Below are 18,101 nucleotides of genomic sequence, written 5' to 3' on the forward strand. Positions count from 1 at the left end.
GCGTCGGTGGTGGTCGACGGTGGTGGTGGTGGTGGTCGCTTGCCGGCGTCGGTGGTGGTTGGTGATCAGCGTCTGCTCACCCAGGGCCGGGCACGCAATTTGGGATAGCGATGGAACCGCATGGACACGGTGCCGTCGCCCTGATCGATGATCTCGACCTTGTCCGGATGACGGGATTTCCACTTGTTGTCCGGCGCACACAACGGAGCCAGGTTGTCCAGATCGGTGCGACCGGTGGGATACCAGGGCTCGATGTGGTCGATCTCCGTCAGATAGGCGGGAACGTCACACCCCTCACGGCAGCAGGTGCCGTACTTGGCGATGATCGCCTCCCGCTGGTCGGCCGAAGCCAGACGGCGGGAACGACCGAAGTCGGTGACGATCCCCCGCGCGTCACGCAACACCCGGCGCAACTCGGCGCTGTAGGCCATCCGGCGGGCGTCAGCAGCCGGGATCGAGGTGCCGTCCTCCAGATGGGCGGGCTGATCGGACTCACCGGTCAGAGTCTGCTCGGTAACCGACACATGCATGACCGTGCGGCGTCCGCCCTCCGAGAGGCGGATGGCCAGGGCGTCGGCCATCCGCCGGGCGTGGCTACGGGTGTCGGCGCTGCCGGTCTTGACGGCCAACGGCTCCAGCCACGTTTTGAGCTGCATCTTCAGCTCAGGATCCAGCAGGCCGCTGACGCGGCCCATCCCGTCGAAGGTGTCGGCGATCGTCAGGTGCTGGCGCTCGGTCTTGGCCGCGGCCCGGGCCAGACGCCCCTCAGGATCGATGGTCTCGAAAATCGCCTGCCCCGCACGGGCGACATCCTCGACCGTACTGGCGGAAGCGTCGGCCAGGTCGACCAGGATCGGCTCGGCCAAAGCGGTCTCGGTGTCATCCAGATGCCGCACCGCGGAGGAGATCGTGGCGGCGTAACCGAAAGACAGGCTGCCCTCGGCGAGCCGGGCAGCGGTCTGGGGCAGGCGGGACAGTTGCCGGGCCAGAGTGATGCGCTCCCCGGCCCGGGCGGCGCGCGAGCCGGTGGCGGCGGCCAGCCACGCGCCGACCGAACGCCGCCCGAACAGGTGGTGGCCCTTCCCGGCCTCAGCCACCACCAGCCTGGCGGCGAGCGCGGCCTCGGCCAGATCAATCGCCCGCGCCAACGCCACGATCTCCGCCATCGCCGCTTCGGTGTCGCACGGCACCTGATCCCCGGCGGCGGCGATCTGTCCGGCGCGGCGCAGCAGCTCCGTCACCGCTGCTGCGGCCAGGCCGGGATCGGGCCAGTCCCCACACCCGGGCCCGCTACCGGCGCGCCCCTCCCGGCCTGGTTCTTTCCGGCCTGGTTCTTTCCGCGCTTCCCCCGGCTCCTCCCCCGGCCCCTGCCCCGGCCCCGGCGCCTGCCGCGGCCCCTGCCGCGGACGACGCCGCCCGGGCGATTCCCGCCCAGCCTCACCCGACATCCCCCCGGCGGGGCCGGCCGGACGGCCTTGCCAGATCCCGTCCCAGGCGGATGCGTCCTCGCGCTCGGTCCTCACCGTCCGCGACCACCGGCCCTGCTGTCCCGTGGTCACATCTCCCGCGAAGCCTGCCCCCTCCGCAGCATCCGGCGATCGCGTTGTCTGGCGTGGCTCGCCGTCACGCTGCCCGGCCTCGGGCTGCATCATCTGGGCCGGCGCTTTGCCGAACTGTCCGGCCTCGGGGTCCACCATCTGGACTGGTGCGTGGTCGAACTGCCCGATGACGGGCTGGACCATACCGGGCACATGGACTCGAGCACGATCGAGAAGCACAGCCCCGTAAGCATCACCGGCGAAGCGTCGCGACCTCATCGACGGCTCGTACCGCAACGACTCGTACCGCAACGGCTCGCATCGCAACGGCTCATAGCGCCGGGGCGCACGCCGCCCCGGACGAGCCGAACCGGCCAGACCGACCGAACCAGCCAGACCGACCGAACCGGCCGAAGGAGAAGGCGGCCAGGAGGGCGAGGAAGGTGAGGAAGGCGAGGCCTGCGGGACTGGGCGGCGCAGCAATATCGCACCCGAAAGCATCATCCCGGAACGCCTCCCTCCGGCCTCCAGCCGATCAGCACACCGTAAAGATATCGCTCACACGTTCTATAGGCAACTCTGAGTAGTCACCTATTTACCGTTCGTCCGCAATGTAATAAAAGTTCCATTCGGGCAGGCGGTTCTTGTGAGGTGTTACGGTCGCGGCGCTATCGCGGCCGCCGTTCGGTCGTCGCTGTTAGTGGACAAACACCTCGACTGGCTGATGGTCGCCGCGCTTCGTCGGGCATTGGTTCGGTTCGGCGCCCGACCGGTCTCAACGACCTCGGGGACGTTGCTCGGCCTCGTGTGGCCCGGTGAGGTGAGTGTGGGGCGAGTGCGTCTCCGTAGGGCGGATCCGGTCCCGGCAGCACTTACTACTATGGTGGATAGTAGTAAGTGCTGCCGGGACCGCGGAGGCTCCATGGGGACGAACAACCAGAAAAACACCGTCAAGCGTGATGCGGTGCTGGTCGTGGTCCTACTTGTGGTCGCCGTGGGGCTGCTGGGGTCCCTGGTCACCCGCCCGTCCAATGATGCCACTGCGGCGGGTAGGGGCGGACCCGGGACGAGTGCGGCATCTCCAGGCGGGTCGGACGGGACCGCGGGGAGCGGGACCGATGCCGACGGGGCTTCGCCGTCCGGAACGTCCGCCGACGAGACGGGGCCGCTCAGCTCGGTCGCCCGTCGCGTGTCGGGGGATCCGCTTGCCGTGGGCCGTCCCGACGCTCCGGTCACGATGGTCGTCTACTCCGATTTCCGGTGCCCGTTCTGCGCGAAGTTCGGCCGGGACATCGAGCCTGAGCTCGTGAAGCGCTATGCCGGCAAGGGGACGCTGCGCATCGAATGGCGCGACTACCCGATCTTCGGCGAGCCGTCGATCAACGTCGCCAGGGCCGCGCGAGCGGCGGGAGCACAGGGCAAGTTCAGGGAGTTCAGTGCTGCGCTGTACGCCGCGGCACCGGCCACCGGCCATCCGGACTACACATCCAAGGCGCTGCGGAAGTTCGCCGAGCAGGCCGGAGTGCCGGACCTCGACCGCTTCGTCAAGGACATGGGGAGCAAGGCGTTCGACGAGGCCATCGAGAAGGACATGATCGAGGGGCAGTCCATCGGCGTGCCGAGTACCCCGGCCTTCCTCATCAACGGACAGCCCCTGCTCGGCGCGCAGCCGCTGGAGGAGTTCACCGCCATGATCGACCAGGCGGCCGGGCACGGATGAGCCAGATCGGGTTCCTGGGCGCCTTCCTCGGCGGGCTGCTGTCGTTGGTCAGCCCGTGCTCCGCACTGCTCCTGCCGTCCTTCTTCGCGTACGCCTTCGAGCGGGTCGGCACGCTCGCCCGGCGCACGATGGTGTTCTATGCCGGGCTCGCGGTCGTGTTGGTGCCGCTCGGCGCCGGGGTCGGCGCCGTCGGAGCGCTGATCACCCGCTATCGCGACGTCACGACGACGGTCGGAGGGATCGTACTGATCGTCCTCGGCGCCGCCGCGATCCTGGGCAAGGGCTTCGGCCTGGCCGCCGCACAGCGGGCGACGGCCGGCATCCGGATCTCCTCAACGGCGTCGGTGTTCGCACTCGGCACGGTCTACGGCCTGGCCGGATTCTGCTCGGGGCCGCTGCTCGGCAGCGTGCTGACCGTCTCCGCCGCCGGTGGTGAACCGATCTACGGCGGCGCGCTGATGGCGCTCTACGCGCTCGGCATGGCCATGCCGCTGTTCTTCCTCGCGCTGTTGTGGGACCGCTTCGACCTCGGCCGCAAGACGTGGTTGCGGGGCAAGCGGATCCGCCTCGGCCCGCTGCGCACGCACAGCACCAGCCTGATCTCCGGGCTGCTGTTCGTCGGCATCGGCGTGCTGTTCCTGGTCACCGACGGCACCGCCAACCTCGGAAGCATCTCCAGTGTGGACGACCAGTTCTCGCTCCAGGTGTGGCTGAAATCCGTGGCCGGTCACGTGCCCGACACCGCACTGCTGCTGGGCGTGGTGACGGTCGTCCTCGCCGTCCTCCTGGTGCGCCTGTACCGCGCCCGCAGTGGCCGTGTCCACGATGGTGACCAGGCCGACGGTGACTGTGGTGCCCATGATGGTGACCGTGTCCATGATGGTGACCATGCCCACGATGGCAACAGTGCCGGGGATGCCGACCGGGGAGCGGCCGCTGAGAGCGCCGGTGACACCGGGACGGACGGTTCGGCGAACCGCTGACGCGCGAGTCGACGTACAGGCCGACCTGCGACGACTTGCCTGACTTCCTGGCGGGACGGTGTCATCCGCTCCCGGCCCGGCGGCTTCGAATCACGTCGGGCTCCGTTCTAGTGTTCCGTGAGTGGATCAACGCAGACGGGTGCCCCGTACCGACGCCGTCCTCGCGGCTCCGGAGCTGGTCGCGGCGCAGGGAAGGCTCGGGCGGGCGGCGGTCAAGAAGGCCGTCGCCTCCGCTCAGCGGCGCGTACGGCAGGGCGAACTCGGCCCGGACGAGGTCGTCGGCGCGGCGGTGGCCGCGCTGCCCCCGCGCGCCACGAGCCTCCGTCCGGTGATCAACGCGACCGGGGTGCTGCTGCACACCAATCTGGGTCGGGCACCCCTGTCGGCGGCGGCGATCGACGCGGTGACGGCGGCCGCGGGTCCGACTGATGTGGAGTTCGACCTGGTACGCGGGACGCGGGCCAGGCGCGGGCGCGGAGCGATGGACGCGCTGGCCCAGGCCGTGCCCGACGCCGAGGACGTGCATGTCGTCAACAACAACGCCGCCGCCCTCGTCCTGACCCTGGCGGCCCTGGAGGCCACCCTGCGCGGACCCGTGCCGCCGCTCGGCGAGGCCTTGCACGCCGACCCGGAGGCGCTCGCGGCGCGCGCCGCCGTCCTCGCGGGCACGCTCGCCGAGGCCGGGCTCGACGCGCGGGCCGTGCCCAGCGAGGCGAACGTGGGCGGCGGGGGCGCGCCCGGCGTCACACTGCCGAGCGCCGCGGTGAGCCTGCCGGAGCGGTTCGCCGGCCCCCTGCGCACGGGCGAGCCGCCGGTCGTCGGCAGGATCGAGGGCGGGCGGCTCCTCATCGACCTGCGCGCCGTCCCGGGGACGCGGGACGGCGACGTGGCGCGGGCGGTTCTGGCGGTGGAGGGCTGATGCACGTCGTGGCCACGGCAGGGCATGTCGATCACGGGAAGTCCACGCTGGTGCGCGTGCTCACCGGCATGGAACCGGACCGGCTGGAGGAGGAACGGCAGCGCGGCCTGACGATCGAGCTCGGATACGCCTGGACGACGCTGCCTTCGGGGGAGCGGCTGGCGTTCGTGGACGTCCCCGGGCACGAGCGGTTCCTCGCGACGATGCTGGCCGGGGTGGGTCCGGCACCCGCTGTGATGTTCGTGGTGGCCGCCGACGAGGGCTGGATGCCCCAGTCGGAGGAGCATCTGGTGGCACTGGAAGCCCTCGGCGTACGGCACGGCCTGCTCGCCGTCACCCGCGCGGACCTCGCCGACCCCGGGCCCGCGATGGTACGGGCGGCGACCCGGCTGGCGGAGAGCGGCCTCGGATCCGTGGAGCGGGTCGCGGTGAGCGGACGCACCGGCCAGGGGCTGACGGGGCTACGGGCGGCGCTGGACCGCCTCGTGGCCGGGTTGCCCACGCCCGATCCCCGCGCGCCGGTGCGGATGTGGATCGACCGCGCGTTCACCGTGCGAGGCAGTGGCACCGTCGTTACGGGGACGCTGCCGGCGGGAACGGTCGCGACCGGCGACGAACTGGCGCTGGCGGCCGGCACGGTGCGCATCCGCGCGGTCGAGTGCCTGAACGAGGCAGTGCCCTCGGCGACCGGTGTCGCCCGGGTGGCGCTCAACCTGCGCGCCCCCGCCGCGCCGGAACGGGGCCAGGCCCTCGTCACCCCGGGGGCGTGGACCTGGACCGCTGCCGTCGACGTGCGGATCTCTCCGGTCGGGGGTGCGGTCGAGCATCTGTCCGACGTACAGGGTCTGCCGCCGCGACTGACCGCGCACATCGGTTCCGCTGCCGTGGTGTGCGAAGTACGGCCACTCGGCGGGCGGATCGCCAGGCTTCGTCTGGCCCGTCCGCTGCCGCTGCACGTGGGGGACGTGTTGCTGCTGCGCGACCCCGGCCACAGCCCCGGAACCGGCCCAAGAATCGGCGCGAGAATCGGTGCGAGAACCGGCGTGGGAACCGGTGTGAGGGTGTTGGCGGGCGCGACCGTGCTCGACGCACGGCCGCCCGGGCTACGCCGCCGGGGCGCGGCCAGGGAGAGGGCCGTCGACTTGACCGCCGCGACGCCGGACGCCGGATCCCTGCTGCGGACGCACCGGCTGCTGCGCGGGGGTGACCTGCGGGCAATGGGATGCGCACCTCAGGGGAGGCCGGTGTCCGGGGACTGGCACGCTGATCCCGCATACTGGTCCGGGCTGCGGGAGCGGCTGTCCGGCGCGGTGCGGCGGTACGCGGCGGCGCACCCGTTGGAGCCGGGGATGCCGGTCGACGTGGCACGGCAGGAGCTCGGCCTGCCGGACCGCCATCTCGTCACGGCCCTGGTCGAACCGCCGCTGGCCGTCGCGGGTGGTCGGATCGTCAGCGGGTCCTCCGGCCTGCCCGCGCCCGTGGCGGCGGCGGTGGAGCGTCTGCGCGCCGAGCTCGCCGCCCGGCCCTTCCTCGCTCCAGAGGCGGGACGGTTGGCCGAGCTGGGGCTCGGTCCCAAGGAGGTGGCGGCGGCCGTGCGGACGGGCGCGCTGCTACGGGTGGCCGACGGCGTGGTGCTCCCAGCGGGGGCGGACGTCCGCGCGGCGGAGCTGCTGGCCCGCCTGCCCCAGCCGTTCACCGTCAGCGAGGCGAGAAGGGCGCTGGACAGCAGCCGTCGGGTCATGGTGCCGCTGCTGGAGCACCTCGACCGGAGCGGACTCACCGAACGCGTGGACGAACTGCATCGGCGGTGCCGTACGCCCCGCTGACCAGGTCCACCGCCGCCGCCTGCCTGAGACCCGCACGGAATGCTGAGCAAGGCCGTCTGCGCCGGATAGCCCGTCCGGCGCCGGGACGCGTTCCCGACGCCGGCTCGTCCCGGGGTGCCCGGGGTCGCTCAGGCGGTCCGCGCCCCGGACCGAGAGAGCCGGTCCGCCTGGCGGATCGGCTCCGGCAGCCGGTAGGCCGGGGCGAGCCGCAGCACGTGGCGGCACGCGTTGTCCAAGCCGACGCGATGGCCCTGCGAGACGTAGACCGGCTTGACCCCGTCACGGGTGCGCAGCGCCCGCCCGACCACCTCGCCGCCGTCCACGATCGGGGTCCACGAGCCGCGTTCCGGAGCGGGGTCGTCGTAGCGTCCGATGAACGTCGTCTTGGCCACCCCGATCGCGGGCAGGCCGGTCAGCACACCGACATGGCAGGCCAGGCCGAACCGGCGCGGGTGGGCCAGGCCGTACCCGTCGCAGACCAGCAGCTCGGGCGCGACCCGCAGCCGTTCCAGCGCGGTGAGCAGCGGCGGCAGCTCCCGGAAGGCGAACAGCCCCGGCACGTACGGGAACCGCGCGCGTTCGTGGACGACGGCCTGGTCGACCACGTCGAGCGTGTCCGCGTCGAGGACCACCACGGCGGCGGTGAGCTCGTCGCCCTCGGTCGCGTACGCGACGTCGAGCCCCGCGACGTGCCGGACCGTCTCCGGTCCCGGGTCCGCGAGGTCCACCAGAGGGCGCAGCCGTTCCTGGACCGCCTCCGCCTCGGCGACGCTCTCCGGCCATTCGGCGAGGTCCGAACCCGTGCCCGCGCCCTGTTCCATCGGCCGCCTCTCTGGTGCTCGTCCCGGCCCGTCTCGGGTGACGTGCCGAAGCGTGAAGGGTGGAAAGTGTCGGTGGTGCCTGCTATATCGCGATCATGACCACTTCCCCCGCGGTCGCGCCCGAAGGGCTGCCCCGGTTCACCTGGCGGCAGGCCAAGGCCCGCGACCTCCGCACCAAGGGGCAGCTCGCGAAGCGACGCCACCTGCCGGTCAAGCCGCCGGTCGCGCTTGTCGTCATCGACGGACGCGAGTTCGAACTCTACCGCGACTGCGACACGATCGATCTCGAGGCCGAACGCTGGAGAGCGATCCGGTGGGCCGACGAGATGCTCCGGTCGAACGCCGTCATCCTCGACACCGAGACCACCGGCACCGACCCGAACACCGACCGCGCGGTGCAGATCGGCGTCGTCGACATGCGCGGGAACGTGCTGCTCGACACGCTCATCGACCCGGGCGTCCCCATCCCGGCGGAGGCGTCCGCGATCCACGGCTACCTCGACGCGGACGTCGCCGGGTGGCCCACGTTCGCGCAGGTCCTGCCGCAGCTCAGCGCGGTGCTCACCGGGCCGGCCCGGCCGGTCGTGGTCTACAACAGCCGCTACGACGGCCGGCTCCTGCGCGCCGAGGTCGCCCGCATCCGCAGCCTGGACTACGCCATGGCCTGGTCGAACGGCTTCTCGTGGAAGTGCGCGATGACCGTGTACGGCTGGTTCAGGGGCGCGTGGGACGACCGGCGTTCCGACTGGCGACGGCACGCGCTGTCGGGTGGCGACCACAACGCGGTCGGCGACTGCCGTGCGGTGCTGCGGCTCATCGAGAGCATGGCCGAGGCGGTCGACGACCCTCCCTTCGACCCTGACGACTCCGACGACCTCGACGACTGAGCCGGAGCTCCTGCTCCATTGGTGCGCCGCCGTACTTGCCTGCGAGCACGCCGCCACAGCGGCTCGCTCGCGGATGCGTGCCGAGATTCCGGCCGGATGCGGACATTTCATGCCTCCGCCGTTCCGTCGTACGGGATGATCCCTGTACGGGGTGGCGGGGCTACACGATGGGGGAGAGCGGTGCATCCGTACCGGGAGTCGCCGGCGCTGCGGGAGCCGTACCGCATCGCGGGCCTGTGGGTGCGCGTGCTCCTGCTCGTCGTCCTGCTCTGGGGTGGTCTCGTCACCGTTCTCAGCGCCGTTCCCCGGGAGCGTGAACTCGCGGATCTCCGCGCGGACCTGGCCGCCGGGCGGGTCACCTACGTGATCTACAAGGGGCACGAGGACGAGCGGGGCGAGCTGAGGGAGGTGCGCTGGTCCACGGGGCCGCTGTTCTGGTACCGGGCGCTACGGCCGTGGCACGATGACCGTCCCTATACGATGGCCGCGCTCGTCGCCGACGCCGCCCCAGACATCACCGACGCGGACGTCGCCGACGTCGACCCGCGCCCGGTGCTGCGGAAGGCGACGGATCGCGACGGCCGCAACGGCCTGTTCCCCGCCTGGCCGTCCACGGTGCCGGTTCCGCACGGGAGCTGGACGGTCTCGGTCGCCTGGATCGCCACGTTCATCGTCATGGTCGGCACGGCCCGGCCCCGGCTGGGTAACCGCTGGGCGTGGTTCTGGCTGTTCACCGTCGGCCAGATCGGCGCCGTCATGTACCTGCTCTCCGAACCGCGGTCGGTATGGCGCGGACTCGGACCGCAGGAGCCACCGCCGTCCCGGCTGGGAGGTGGCCGGGGATGCGTCCTCGCCCTCTGCCTGCAGTTCCTCGTCCCCTCCGCCGTCTTCGGGGCCGGAACCGTGGTGCCTCGCCTGCTCGACATGCTCGCCGGTCCCTGATTTCCCGCCGCGGTGTCACCGTCCTGGAACCGGCTCGGGCCGGTTCCTTCCGCACGACATCGGTGACCCGGCCCCGCGTGGCCAGGGCCGCGCCGACGCGTGGCCGCAGGTGGCCGGTGCGCCGGGACTATCCCGCTCCGTGGCCGTTGGCGCTGTTGGCGGCGGCGATCACCCGCATCAGCGACTCGTGCAGGTGCTGGAGCTCGTCCAGCTCCATGCCGAGGCGCGCCACGATGGCCGGGGGGATCTTCTCCGCGTCGGACCGCAGGTCCTTGCCGGCCGGGGTGAGGACGACGGCGAGGGCGCGCTCGTCGTTGGCGTCCCGCTCGCGCCGGATCAGCCCGCTCGCCTCCAGGCGCTTGAGCAGTGGGGAGAGCGTGCCGGGGTCGAGCTGGAGCATCCGGCTGAGGTCCTTCACCGCCAGAGGCGCGTGCTCCCAGAGGGCGAGCATGGCGAGGTACTGCGGGTGGGTCAGGCCCATGGGCTCCAGCAGCGGGCGGTAGACCGCGACGACATTCCTGGACGCGACGGACAGCGCGAAGCACACCTGTCGCTCCAGGGACAATGGGTCAATGTCGGCGAAGCCTCTCACAAGCACCTCCGTATCGGCGTGCTATAAAAGTTAGTATACAAATGGTTTGTGTACCAAGTAATCCTGAGATCGTGAGCTCCTCCGGCGCTCGCCCACCGGGCGCGCTGGGATGACTCACCTGGCCGGAGGTAAGGTCGTGGCCCCCTTGAGGCGGAAGAGCATCGAAGAGCGGATCGCCGAGCGCCAGGCGCAGCGAGGGGCTCTGGAGGGCAAGGGCAAGCATTTCGAGCACGGCCCGGCCAAGTTCATCTTCGTCTTCCTGATCGTGTTCGTCGTCCTGGGCCACCTGCTCGGCCTGATCCTGCTGATGATGCTGGACATCACCTGATCCTCACCCGGACAGCCGGGCCAGCAGTCCGAGAACGGCCCGGCCGCTCGGCCCGCGACAGTCAGGGATGCCCGACTCGGTGGAGATGTCCGCGCCGGTCAGGACAGTGATCATCATGGCTCCTCGCCTCGGCCTATCGCCGACACGGCCGCCGAGGTGGGATTCGCCGACCACAGCCACCTCACCCGCTGGTTCGTCCGCTGTTTCGGGATCACGCCGGCGGTATCGGGACGCCGTACTTCCGGGTGGTGTGAAGTCTTCCGCTTTCTCATGACATCTCCGATAGATCGTCAAGCGTCCACTCTGTAGGGGCGCGGAGAGCGGAGGTCGTTGATGAAGGTCGCGGGGGATCGGGTGGCTCGGCTCGCCGGAGGTAAGGAGCAGGTGGTGCGGGCCCGCAGGCTCGTGTCCGCCGCCCTGGGGAGGGACCATCCGCTGCACGACGACTGCGTGCTGCTGACCAGTGAGATCGCCACGAACGCGGTGGTCCATTCGCGTTCGGGCGAGGGGGGATCCTTCACGCTGACGGTGTCCTGTACGGAGGACCGGGTGCGCGTCTGCGTTCAGGACGAGGGGTCGGCCGACCCGCCCTGCGCGGGCCATGCCGTATCCAACGGGACCAGCGGGCGCGGCCTGCCGCTGCTTGACGCGCTGGCCGCGCGATGGGGCATGATCCGCGAGGCCGGCCGGAACCAGGTCTGGTTCGAGATGGCCTGAAGTCAGAGCCGTCACCGGGCGCGGTTCCACGGGTCCTCCGCCCTCGGGTGTGGACCCCAGGGCCGCCAGGGCCGCCGAACTGAAAGCAACGGCCGTAAAGCGCGGATCACGGCGTCACGGCGTCATAGCGGCGGGGCGGTGATCTCGGGATCCCGCCCGCCGGGCGTTGATCCGTTGATCGCTCGGGCCTGAGCCCAGGGGGCGTCGAGGGACGGACCCGGCGGCCTTCTATTCTCGAAATCGCCAGATCCGCCAGATCCGCCGCGATATCCCGCCGCCATGGCCGATTCCTAAGGAAGATCCGTGACCTCATCGAACGTCGGCGACCTCGACGAGCTCGTCGCCGAGCACGACCGCGCCGTCCGTGACCACGCCGCCCTCGTGGCGCGCGGCCTGTCGCTCGACCTCACCAGGGGCAAGCCGTCGGCCCGGCAGCTCGACCTGTCCGACGGCCTGCTCGCGCTGCCCGGCGCGGACGACCACACGGCCGCCGACGGCACCGACTGCCGCAACTACGGCGGGCTCCAGGGCCTGCCGGAGCTCAGGGAGATCTTCAGCGGGCCCCTGCAGGTGCCCGCCGCCCAGCTCGTGGTGGGCGGCAGCTCCAGCCTCGCGATGATGCACGACACCGTCGTCCAGGCGCTGCTCAGCCGGCTTCCCGGCGCGGAGCGCCGCTGGGTGGACGAGCCGCGCGTCGCCTTCCTGTGCCCGGTGCCCGGATACGACCGGCACTTCGCCCTGTGCGAGCGCTTCGGTATCGAGCTGATCCCCGTGCCGATGACGCCCGAAGGCCCCGACATGGACGTCGTCGAGCGCCTGGTACGCGAGGACGCCCAGGTCAAGGGCATCTGGTGCGTGCCGAAGTACAGCAACCCGGACGGCGTCTCCTACAGCGACGAGACCGTGCGGCGCCTGGCCGCCATGCCGGCCGCCGCCCCGGACTTCCGGATCTTCTGGGACAACGCGTACGCGGTGCACCACCTCACGGACACCCCGGTGGAGATCGCCGACGTCCTGACGCTGTGCGCGGAGCACGGGAACCCGGACCGCGCCTTCGTCTTCGGCTCCACCTCGAAGATCACCTGGGCCGGCGCCGGCGTGGCGTTCTTCGGGTCCTCGCCCGCCAACGTCGCGTGGTGGATGGCCAACGCGGGCAAGCAGACCATCGGCCCCGACAAGATCAACCAGCTCCGGCACGTGCGCTTTCTCAAGGACGCCGAGGGTGTCGCCGCCCACATGCGCCGCCAGCGTGACCTCATCCGGCCGAAGTTCGACGCGGTGAGCCGCATCCTGGACAAGGAGCTCGGCGGCACCGGGTTCGCGTCCTGGTCCAGCCCGGCCGGGGGCTACTTCATCAGCCTCGACGTCCCCGAGGGCTGCGCGCGCGACGTGGTGCGCAAGGCGGCCGAAGCCGGCATCGCACTGACCCCCGCCGGGGCCACCCACCCGTACGGGAACGACCCGCAGGACCGGACCATCCGCATCGCGCCGACGTATCCGGACCTGGAGGAGCTCGATCTCGCCATCGAGGGCCTCGCGGTCTGCGTGCGCCTGGTCGCCACCGCCAAGCTGATCGAGAGCGCCTCCGCGATCTGACGGGGAGCGTACGCGAGCCGATCAGGCCGCCCCGCGACCTGATCGGTTACATCCGCGCCGCGCCGGGCAGTCGAAGGTCCTCCTAAAAAGGGACGAAATGTCCCTGCCGGGACGGGCCCTTCGGGCGGATGGTGGATATATGAAGCAGAGTCTGCGCCTCGGGCAGGTCGCCGGCATCCCGGTGGGGGTCCACTGGTCGGTGCTGGTCATCGCCGCCCTCATCGCGGCCAGTCTCGGCGGTGGCGTACTGCCCGGCGCGGCTCCCGGTCAGGTGCCCGGGCTGTACTGGACGATCGCCGTGGCGACCTCGGTGCTGTTCCTCGCTTCGCTGCTGGCCCACGAGCTGGCGCACGCGCTGGTCGCCCGGTGGCGGGCCGTTCCGGTGCAGTCGATCACGCTCTGGCTCTTCGGCGGCGTCACCCAGATGCAGGGCGAGGCGCGGACTCCGCGCAACGAGCTGGAGATCTCGGTGGTCGGCCCGCTGACCAGCCTGGCCGTCGCGGGGCTCGCCTTCGTCATGGCCGCGTTCATGCCGGGGCCGCGTCTGGTGCTGTCCGCGCTCATGTGGCTGGCACTGATGAACCTCCTGCTCGGCGTCTTCAACATGCTTCCCGGCGCGCCGCTCGACGGCGGCCGGGTGCTGCACGCGGTGCTGTGGTGGCGCACGCGTGACCGGGCCAGGGCCGACCGGGCCGCCGCACGCGCCGGTCAGGGGCTCGGGCTTCTGCTGGTCGGCCTGGGCATGGCCGAGGTCTTGTTCACCTCATGGGCCGGCGGCCTCTGGCTCATGATCATCGGATGGTTCCTCGCCGGTGCGGCCGGCACCGAGATGGCCGCGCGATCCGCCCGCGAGGGGCTCGGGGGCGTGCGGATCAGGGACGTGATGACCCCGCTGCCCGACCTGGCCCCCGCCTGGCTGGACGTGGAGGAGTTCGTCTCCGGCGTCGCGTCCCGGTCGCACCAGTCGGTGTTCCCCGTGGTCGCCTTCGGGGGCGAGCCCATCGGTTACGTCAACCTGGAGGCGCTGGCCGCCGTGCCGCCCTCCCAGCGTGGCTCGACCCGCTTGGACCGCCTGGCCCGGCCGCTGCCGCCCGACCGGATCCTCGGACCGGACGACGACGCCGCCACGCTGCTCGAACGGCCGACCATGGGGCCGATGGTCGCCCTCGTCATCGAGGGAGGACACGTCGCGGGCATGGTCACCGCACAGGACCTGTCCAGGATGGTACGGCTGGCGCTCCTGCGCCGGGCGAGCTGACAGCGTGCCAGACGTGCCAGCGGGGGCCGACGCGTGACCGCGCCCTTAAAGGGAAGAGGACCGCCCAGGACCGGGGAACGACGGTGAGGAGGAGACGGCGATGCGAGCCGATGAGTCCCAGCGGCCTGTGGTGGTCGGATACGACGGATCGGCCTGCAGCGAGTGGGCCCTGCGCCTGGCGGTGCGCGAGGCGCAGCTGAGGTACGCGCCTCTCGTGGTGACCCACGCCTGGCAGTGGCCGTTCGCCGTCAAGCCCAGCGACCCCTCGGTGATCGAGACCGTACGGCACACGGCCGAGTTCGTCATAGGCAAGGGCGTCACCCTGGCAGCCACGCTGGCTCCCCATCTGGAGGTCAGGGCCCGGCTGGAACGGGGTTCCGCGGCGTCGGTCCTGCTCACCGAGGCGGCGGCGGAGGAGCTGATCGTCCTGGGCACCCGCGGGACGGGTGGCTTCGAGCGGCTCAGGGTCGGCGCGACCGCGGCCCAGGTCGCCGGCCACGCGCCCTGCCCGGTGATCCTCGTGAGCGGGCCGATCCCCGAGGCCGGGCGCGTCGTCGTCGGAGTGGACGACTCCCCGCAGAGCGGAAGGGTGCTGGGCTTCGCCCTGGAGGAGGCGAGCCTGCGCCGCAGCGACGTGCTGGCCGTGCACGCGTGGACGGAGGGGGACCAGCCGTCCCGCGAGGCCGCGGCCCGCTTCCAGCGGATCGTGGCGCCGTGGTGCGAGAAGTACCCGCAGGTGCAGGTCTTCACCTCCTTCGCCGAATGGCCGGCGGAGGAGGCCCTGCTCACCGTGAGCGGTGACGCCGCTCTCCTCGTCATCGGCAACCGCGCGCACCGCGAACCGGCGCGGGTCACGCTCGGCCTGGTCACCCAGTCCGTGCTGCACGACGCGCTCTGCCCCGTCGCGGTCATCCCCCAGAGCTGACGGTTCCTCTACGTTCGGTCCTCTGCGTTCGGTTCCCCGAGGGCGCAGCGGGCCGCAGAGGCCGGAGAATCCGGAGAATCCGGAGAGGCCGCAGAGGTCCGGGAGATTCAGACGCGCAGGAGCGGCATGAGCCGCTCCTCCTTCCGTGAGTCCTGGAGCAGCAGCTCGCCCGCCGGGCGACGCGGCGCGCGCGGCACGACCGGGCCGTACCCGAACCTGATGATCATCTGAGCGTGGCCGCGGGCGTGCCTCGGGTCCGTACGGCGGCGCATGTCGCGCAGGTCGAGCGGCTGGTTGAGGAACGAGGCGGAGATGCCGCGGCACGTCGCCATGAGCAGCACCCGCTGGAGCGCCTGGCCGGCGTGCAGCCAGTCCACGGGCCGGTCTCCCCGGGTGGTGAGCACGGCGAGCTGCGGGCGCGACTCGAAGCGGTCCACTCGGCGGCTCTGTCCCCGGTGGCCGATCCCGAAGTCGCGGACGGGGGCGGGATCGCGGTCCGGCCGCGGCCCGTGGACGTGGCGCGGGACGCCGTCGAACAGCGCGCGGCCCGCCGTCCACGCCGCCAGCTCGGCGAGGTAGCCACGGTCGCCGGCCAGCTCGTCGCTAGCCACGGCGACCTGTTCGAGGAGCTCTCCGGCCGCCTCGTCGTCGAGGGGGACCAGGTTGGCGCCCTCGCGGCTGGCGGCGATGCGCAGGCCGGCCAGGACGGAGGGCGGGACCAGGCGGTCGTCGAAGGGCTCCCGGTTGGTCCGCCGCACCCTGATCGCCGAGTAGAGGGAACGCTCGGTCGCGTTGGCCGGCGTCGACTCGGTCATCCTGATCGAGGCGAGGAGCGTCGGGTCGTCCGTGTCGGGCAGGAGGGACACCGTGGGGCGGTAGCCGCCGATCCTGACCGCCAGCCTGAGGTTGAACAGGGCCGCGCCGCAGCTGACGTGCATCGACCGGCCTCGGGGATCGCTGACCCGCAACCGGCGGCTCGGATCGCACAGCAACTCGGCCACGTCGTCGCCGACGGTCCGGAGGCGCCAGGGCTGGGTGTTGAGCACGGACGGAGCCTGCTCCGCCGCCACCAGCAGGTACTGCACGCCGAGATCGGACGCCAGGGGCGAGAGCATCGAGGGCCTCCTCGGGATAGACGGATCTCGCACAGAGCCAGACTTCGCCGTATCCACCGGGGAGACCAGTGCCGACGGCCCCCGCGCCGCCGGGACTTTGGTCATCAGGCCCCGCCTGACCGCCCGCCTGACCGGGCGAACCGGTCAGGCGGGCTCGTGCAGCCAGCAGGCGACCGGCCCGAACTCGGGCTCACGCTCCCTGCAGACGTCCATCACCTTCGGGCAGCGGGGGTGGAACCGGCAGCCGCGCGGCGGCGCCGCCGGATCGGGAACGTCCCCCGGGAGCTCGGCCGGCAGCACGCCGGCCCCGTCCGGCGCGGGAATGGCGCCGAGCAGCGCCCGCGTGTACGGGTGCCGGGGGTCGGCCCAGACCTCGTCGGTGCGGCCGATCTCCACGATCTTCCCCAGGTACATCACCGCGATCCGGTCGGCGATCAGCCGTACCACGGACAGGTCGTGGCTGATGAAGAGCAGGCCCGCCCCCGACTCGACCGCGAGGTCCCGCATCAGGCGGGCGACCTGCGCCTGCGCCGAGGCGTCGAGCGCCGAGATCGGCTCGTCGCCGATCAGCAGCGACGGCCGGGCGGCCAGGGCCCTGGCGATCGCGATGCGCTGGCGCTGGCCGCCGGAGAACTCGTGCGGGTACCTGGTCGCGAACTCGCGCGGCAGGCCGACCCGGTCGAGCAGGTCGGCGGGCGTGGTCGAGGCGTCCGCGGCGGCGCGCAGCCCGTCCGCGATCTGGTCGCCCACCCGCCGCCGCGGGTTCAGCGACGCGTACGGGTCCTGGAAGACCATCTGGATGCCGGTCAACGACCGGTCCCTGCGGCGCAGGCCGAGCGGTGCCACCGGACGGCCCTGGAACGCGATGGTCCCCGAGGCCGGGCGGCCGATTCCGCACACCGCGCGGGCCAGCGTCGACTTGCCGCACCCGGACTCGCCGACGAGGCCGACCACCTCCCCGGCGGCGACGCTCAGGCTGGCCCCGGCCACGGCCCGCACCACGGGGCGTCCGGGCGTCCGGTGCTCGACGACGAGGTCGTCCACGGTCAGCAGTGTCATGCCGGCTCCCCTTCGGAAGGCTCGGTCCCTGTGGTCTCGGCACCCGCGTTCTCGGGGAGGGCGTCGAGCAGCGCGCGGGTGTAGGCGTGACGCGGCTCGCGCAGCACCTGGCCGCGCGGTCCGGTCTCCACGACCAGGCCGTCCTTCATCACGCTCACCTCGTCGGCGACCGCCGACATCACGCCGAGGTCGTGGGTGACGAGCAGCACGGCCAGGCCGAGGTCGTCGCACAGGCCGCGCAGCAGCCGCAGGATCCCCGCCTGGACGGTCACGTCGAGGGCGGTCGTCGGCTCGTCCGCGATGAGCACCTTCGGCGAGCAGGCGAGCGCGACCGCGATCGCGATGCGCTGGCGCATGCCGCCGGAGAACTGGTGCGGATAGCGGTCGATCGCCTCCTCCGGCCCGGGGATGCGGACCTTGCGCATCAGGTCGATCGCCCGCTCCCGCGCCTCGCGGCGGCCGAGCCGGAGGTGGTGGCGCATGTGCTCGGTGAGCTGCCGCCCCACCGACAGCATGGGATGCAGGCTGGTCGCCGGGTCCTGGAAGACCATGGCGACCTCGGCGCCCCGTACGGCGTTGAGTTCCTTGGCGGGGAGGGACAGTAGGTCACGGCCGGCCAACTCGATCCGGCCCGTCGTACGGGCTCCGTGGGGGAGCAGGCCGAGCACGGCGAGGCCGGTCATGGTCTTGCCGGAGCCGCTTTCGCCGGCCAGGCCGTGTACCTGGCCCGGTCGCAGGGCGATGTCCACTCCGCGCAGGATCTCTTTGCCGTGGATGGCGACGGTGAGATCGGAGATGGTGAGGACGCCGTTCGCGGAGGTCTCCCCGGCGGTTTCCACGGCGCTCTCCTCGCGTCGCCCGGTCTGTCGCCCTGT

17 protein-coding genes are annotated in these 18,101 nt (G+C 71.9%); 11 read left to right on the top strand and 6 right to left on the bottom strand.

Going from position 1 to position 18,101, the window contains the following annotated elements; genetic code table 11:
- Positions 1-65 precede the first annotated feature (65 nt).
- Positions 66-1,241 carry an HNH endonuclease signature motif containing protein gene (locus QSK17_RS13200; RefSeq protein ID WP_285704958.1) on the bottom strand — a complete coding sequence of 392 codons (1,176 nt, stop codon included), beginning with the start codon at positions 1,239-1,241 and terminating at the stop codon, positions 66-68.
- Between the two features lie 1,219 nt (positions 1,242-2,460).
- Here QSK17_RS13200 and QSK17_RS13205 point away from each other — a divergent pair.
- The 4 genes from QSK17_RS13205 (at position 2,461) to QSK17_RS13220 (ending at position 6,986) form a co-directional block, all read left to right on the top strand.
- Positions 2,461-3,258, top strand: coding sequence for a DsbA family protein (locus tag QSK17_RS13205; RefSeq protein WP_285704959.1), 798 nt, complete (start codon positions 2,461-2,463; stop codon positions 3,256-3,258).
- The gene (locus tag QSK17_RS13210) at positions 3,255-4,241 is read left to right on the top strand and encodes a cytochrome c biogenesis CcdA family protein (RefSeq protein ID WP_285704960.1); all 987 of its coding nucleotides are present in this window, start codon (positions 3,255-3,257) and stop codon (positions 4,239-4,241) included. Before QSK17_RS13205 ends, QSK17_RS13210 begins: the two co-directional genes overlap by 4 nt.
- A 121-nt stretch (positions 4,242-4,362) precedes the next feature.
- Positions 4,363-5,160: a hypothetical protein gene (locus tag QSK17_RS13215; RefSeq protein WP_285704961.1), complete on the top strand. Its 798-nt coding sequence runs from the start codon at positions 4,363-4,365 to the stop codon at positions 5,158-5,160.
- Entirely contained in the window at positions 5,160-6,986 is a 1,827-nt protein-coding gene (locus QSK17_RS13220) for a SelB domain-containing protein (RefSeq protein ID WP_285704962.1), read from the top strand. The genes QSK17_RS13215 and QSK17_RS13220 overlap by 1 nt, the downstream gene beginning before the upstream one ends.
- Before the next feature lie 128 nt (positions 6,987-7,114).
- Here the strand turns inward: QSK17_RS13220 and nfi are convergent, their stop codons facing one another.
- Positions 7,115-7,807, bottom strand: coding sequence for a deoxyribonuclease V (nfi, locus tag QSK17_RS13225; RefSeq protein WP_285704963.1), 693 nt, complete (start codon positions 7,805-7,807; stop codon positions 7,115-7,117).
- 95 nt (positions 7,808-7,902) lie between these two features.
- Between nfi and QSK17_RS13230 the strand changes: the two genes are divergently transcribed.
- Both QSK17_RS13230 and QSK17_RS13235 read left to right on the top strand, forming a co-directional pair.
- Complete coding sequence (locus QSK17_RS13230; protein ID WP_285704964.1) at positions 7,903-8,694, top strand: 3'-5' exonuclease; 792 nt, start codon at positions 7,903-7,905, stop codon at positions 8,692-8,694.
- A gap of 180 nt (positions 8,695-8,874) precedes the next feature.
- Positions 8,875-9,636: a hypothetical protein gene (locus tag QSK17_RS13235; RefSeq protein ID WP_285704965.1), complete on the top strand. Its 762-nt coding sequence runs from the start codon at positions 8,875-8,877 to the stop codon at positions 9,634-9,636.
- A gap of 127 nt (positions 9,637-9,763) precedes the next feature.
- Here the strand turns inward: QSK17_RS13235 and QSK17_RS13240 are convergent, their stop codons facing one another.
- On the bottom strand, positions 9,764-10,210 hold the full coding sequence (locus QSK17_RS13240; RefSeq protein WP_502889204.1) for a MarR family winged helix-turn-helix transcriptional regulator: 447 nt from the start codon (positions 10,208-10,210) through the stop codon (positions 9,764-9,766).
- A gap of 154 nt (positions 10,211-10,364) precedes the next feature.
- Between QSK17_RS13240 and QSK17_RS13245 the strand changes: the two genes are divergently transcribed.
- The 5 genes from QSK17_RS13245 (at position 10,365) to QSK17_RS13265 (ending at position 15,052) form a co-directional block, all read left to right on the top strand.
- A complete protein-coding gene (locus tag QSK17_RS13245; RefSeq protein WP_285704967.1) occupies positions 10,365-10,556 on the top strand; it encodes a hypothetical protein in 192 nt (63 codons plus the stop codon).
- A gap of 333 nt (positions 10,557-10,889) precedes the next feature.
- Positions 10,890-11,273, top strand: a complete 384-nt coding sequence (locus QSK17_RS13250) for an ATP-binding protein (RefSeq protein ID WP_285704968.1) — start codon at positions 10,890-10,892, stop codon at positions 11,271-11,273.
- A 303-nt stretch (positions 11,274-11,576) separates the two neighbouring features.
- Positions 11,577-12,869, top strand: coding sequence for an aspartate aminotransferase type Ic (locus QSK17_RS13255; RefSeq protein ID WP_285704969.1), 1,293 nt, complete (start codon positions 11,577-11,579; stop codon positions 12,867-12,869).
- A gap of 139 nt (positions 12,870-13,008) precedes the next feature.
- The gene (locus tag QSK17_RS13260) at positions 13,009-14,127 is read left to right on the top strand and encodes a site-2 protease family protein (RefSeq protein ID WP_285704970.1); all 1,119 of its coding nucleotides are present in this window, start codon (positions 13,009-13,011) and stop codon (positions 14,125-14,127) included.
- A gap of 100 nt (positions 14,128-14,227) precedes the next feature.
- Entirely contained in the window at positions 14,228-15,052 is an 825-nt protein-coding gene (locus QSK17_RS13265) for a universal stress protein (RefSeq protein WP_285704971.1), read from the top strand.
- Positions 15,053-15,159: 107 nt separating this feature from the next.
- On the opposite strand, the gene QSK17_RS13270 is transcribed toward QSK17_RS13265, so the two are convergent.
- The 3 genes from QSK17_RS13270 to QSK17_RS13280 all read right to left on the bottom strand — a co-directional run bounded on the left by QSK17_RS13270 (position 15,160) and on the right by QSK17_RS13280 (position 18,065).
- The gene (locus QSK17_RS13270; RefSeq protein WP_285704972.1) at positions 15,160-16,167 is read right to left on the bottom strand and encodes an Acg family FMN-binding oxidoreductase; all 1,008 of its coding nucleotides are present in this window, start codon (positions 16,165-16,167) and stop codon (positions 15,160-15,162) included.
- Positions 16,168-16,311: 144 nt separating this feature from the next.
- Positions 16,312-17,226 (bottom strand): ABC transporter ATP-binding protein, encoded by a 915-nt coding sequence (locus QSK17_RS13275; RefSeq protein ID WP_285704973.1) that lies wholly within the window; start codon positions 17,224-17,226, stop codon positions 16,312-16,314.
- Positions 17,223-18,065, bottom strand: coding sequence for an ABC transporter ATP-binding protein (locus QSK17_RS13280; protein ID WP_285704974.1), 843 nt, complete (start codon positions 18,063-18,065; stop codon positions 17,223-17,225). Before QSK17_RS13280 ends, QSK17_RS13275 begins: the two co-directional genes overlap by 4 nt.
- Positions 18,066-18,101: the final 36 nt, after the last annotated feature.

It is taken from the genome of Microtetraspora sp. NBRC 16547, from assembly GCF_030268965.1.
Lineage (GTDB): Bacteria > Actinomycetota > Actinomycetes > Streptosporangiales > Streptosporangiaceae > Microtetraspora.

Excerpts from the sequence above, each read along its gene's own strand:
- QSK17_RS13260 (WP_285704970.1), top strand. The coding sequence starts at position 13,009 with ATGAAGCAGAGTCTGCGCCTCGGGCAGGTCGCCGGCATCCCGGTGGGG.
- QSK17_RS13205 (WP_285704959.1), top strand. The coding sequence starts at position 2,461 with ATGGGGACGAACAACCAGAAAAACACCGTCAAGCGTGATGCGGTGCTG.
- QSK17_RS13270 (WP_285704972.1), bottom strand. The coding sequence starts at position 16,167 with ATGCTCTCGCCCCTGGCGTCCGATCTCGGCGTGCAGTACCTGCTGGTG.
- QSK17_RS13230 (WP_285704964.1), top strand. The coding sequence starts at position 7,903 with ATGACCACTTCCCCCGCGGTCGCGCCCGAAGGGCTGCCCCGGTTCACC.
- QSK17_RS13265 (WP_285704971.1), top strand. The coding sequence starts at position 14,228 with ATGCGAGCCGATGAGTCCCAGCGGCCTGTGGTGGTCGGATACGACGGA.
- QSK17_RS13275 (WP_285704973.1), bottom strand. The coding sequence starts at position 17,226 with ATGACACTGCTGACCGTGGACGACCTCGTCGTCGAGCACCGGACGCCC.
- QSK17_RS13250 (WP_285704968.1), top strand. The coding sequence starts at position 10,890 with ATGAAGGTCGCGGGGGATCGGGTGGCTCGGCTCGCCGGAGGTAAGGAG.
- nfi (WP_285704963.1), bottom strand. The coding sequence starts at position 7,807 with ATGGAACAGGGCGCGGGCACGGGTTCGGACCTCGCCGAATGGCCGGAG.
- QSK17_RS13210 (WP_285704960.1), top strand. The coding sequence starts at position 3,255 with ATGAGCCAGATCGGGTTCCTGGGCGCCTTCCTCGGCGGGCTGCTGTCG.
- QSK17_RS13220 (WP_285704962.1), top strand. The coding sequence starts at position 5,160 with ATGCACGTCGTGGCCACGGCAGGGCATGTCGATCACGGGAAGTCCACG.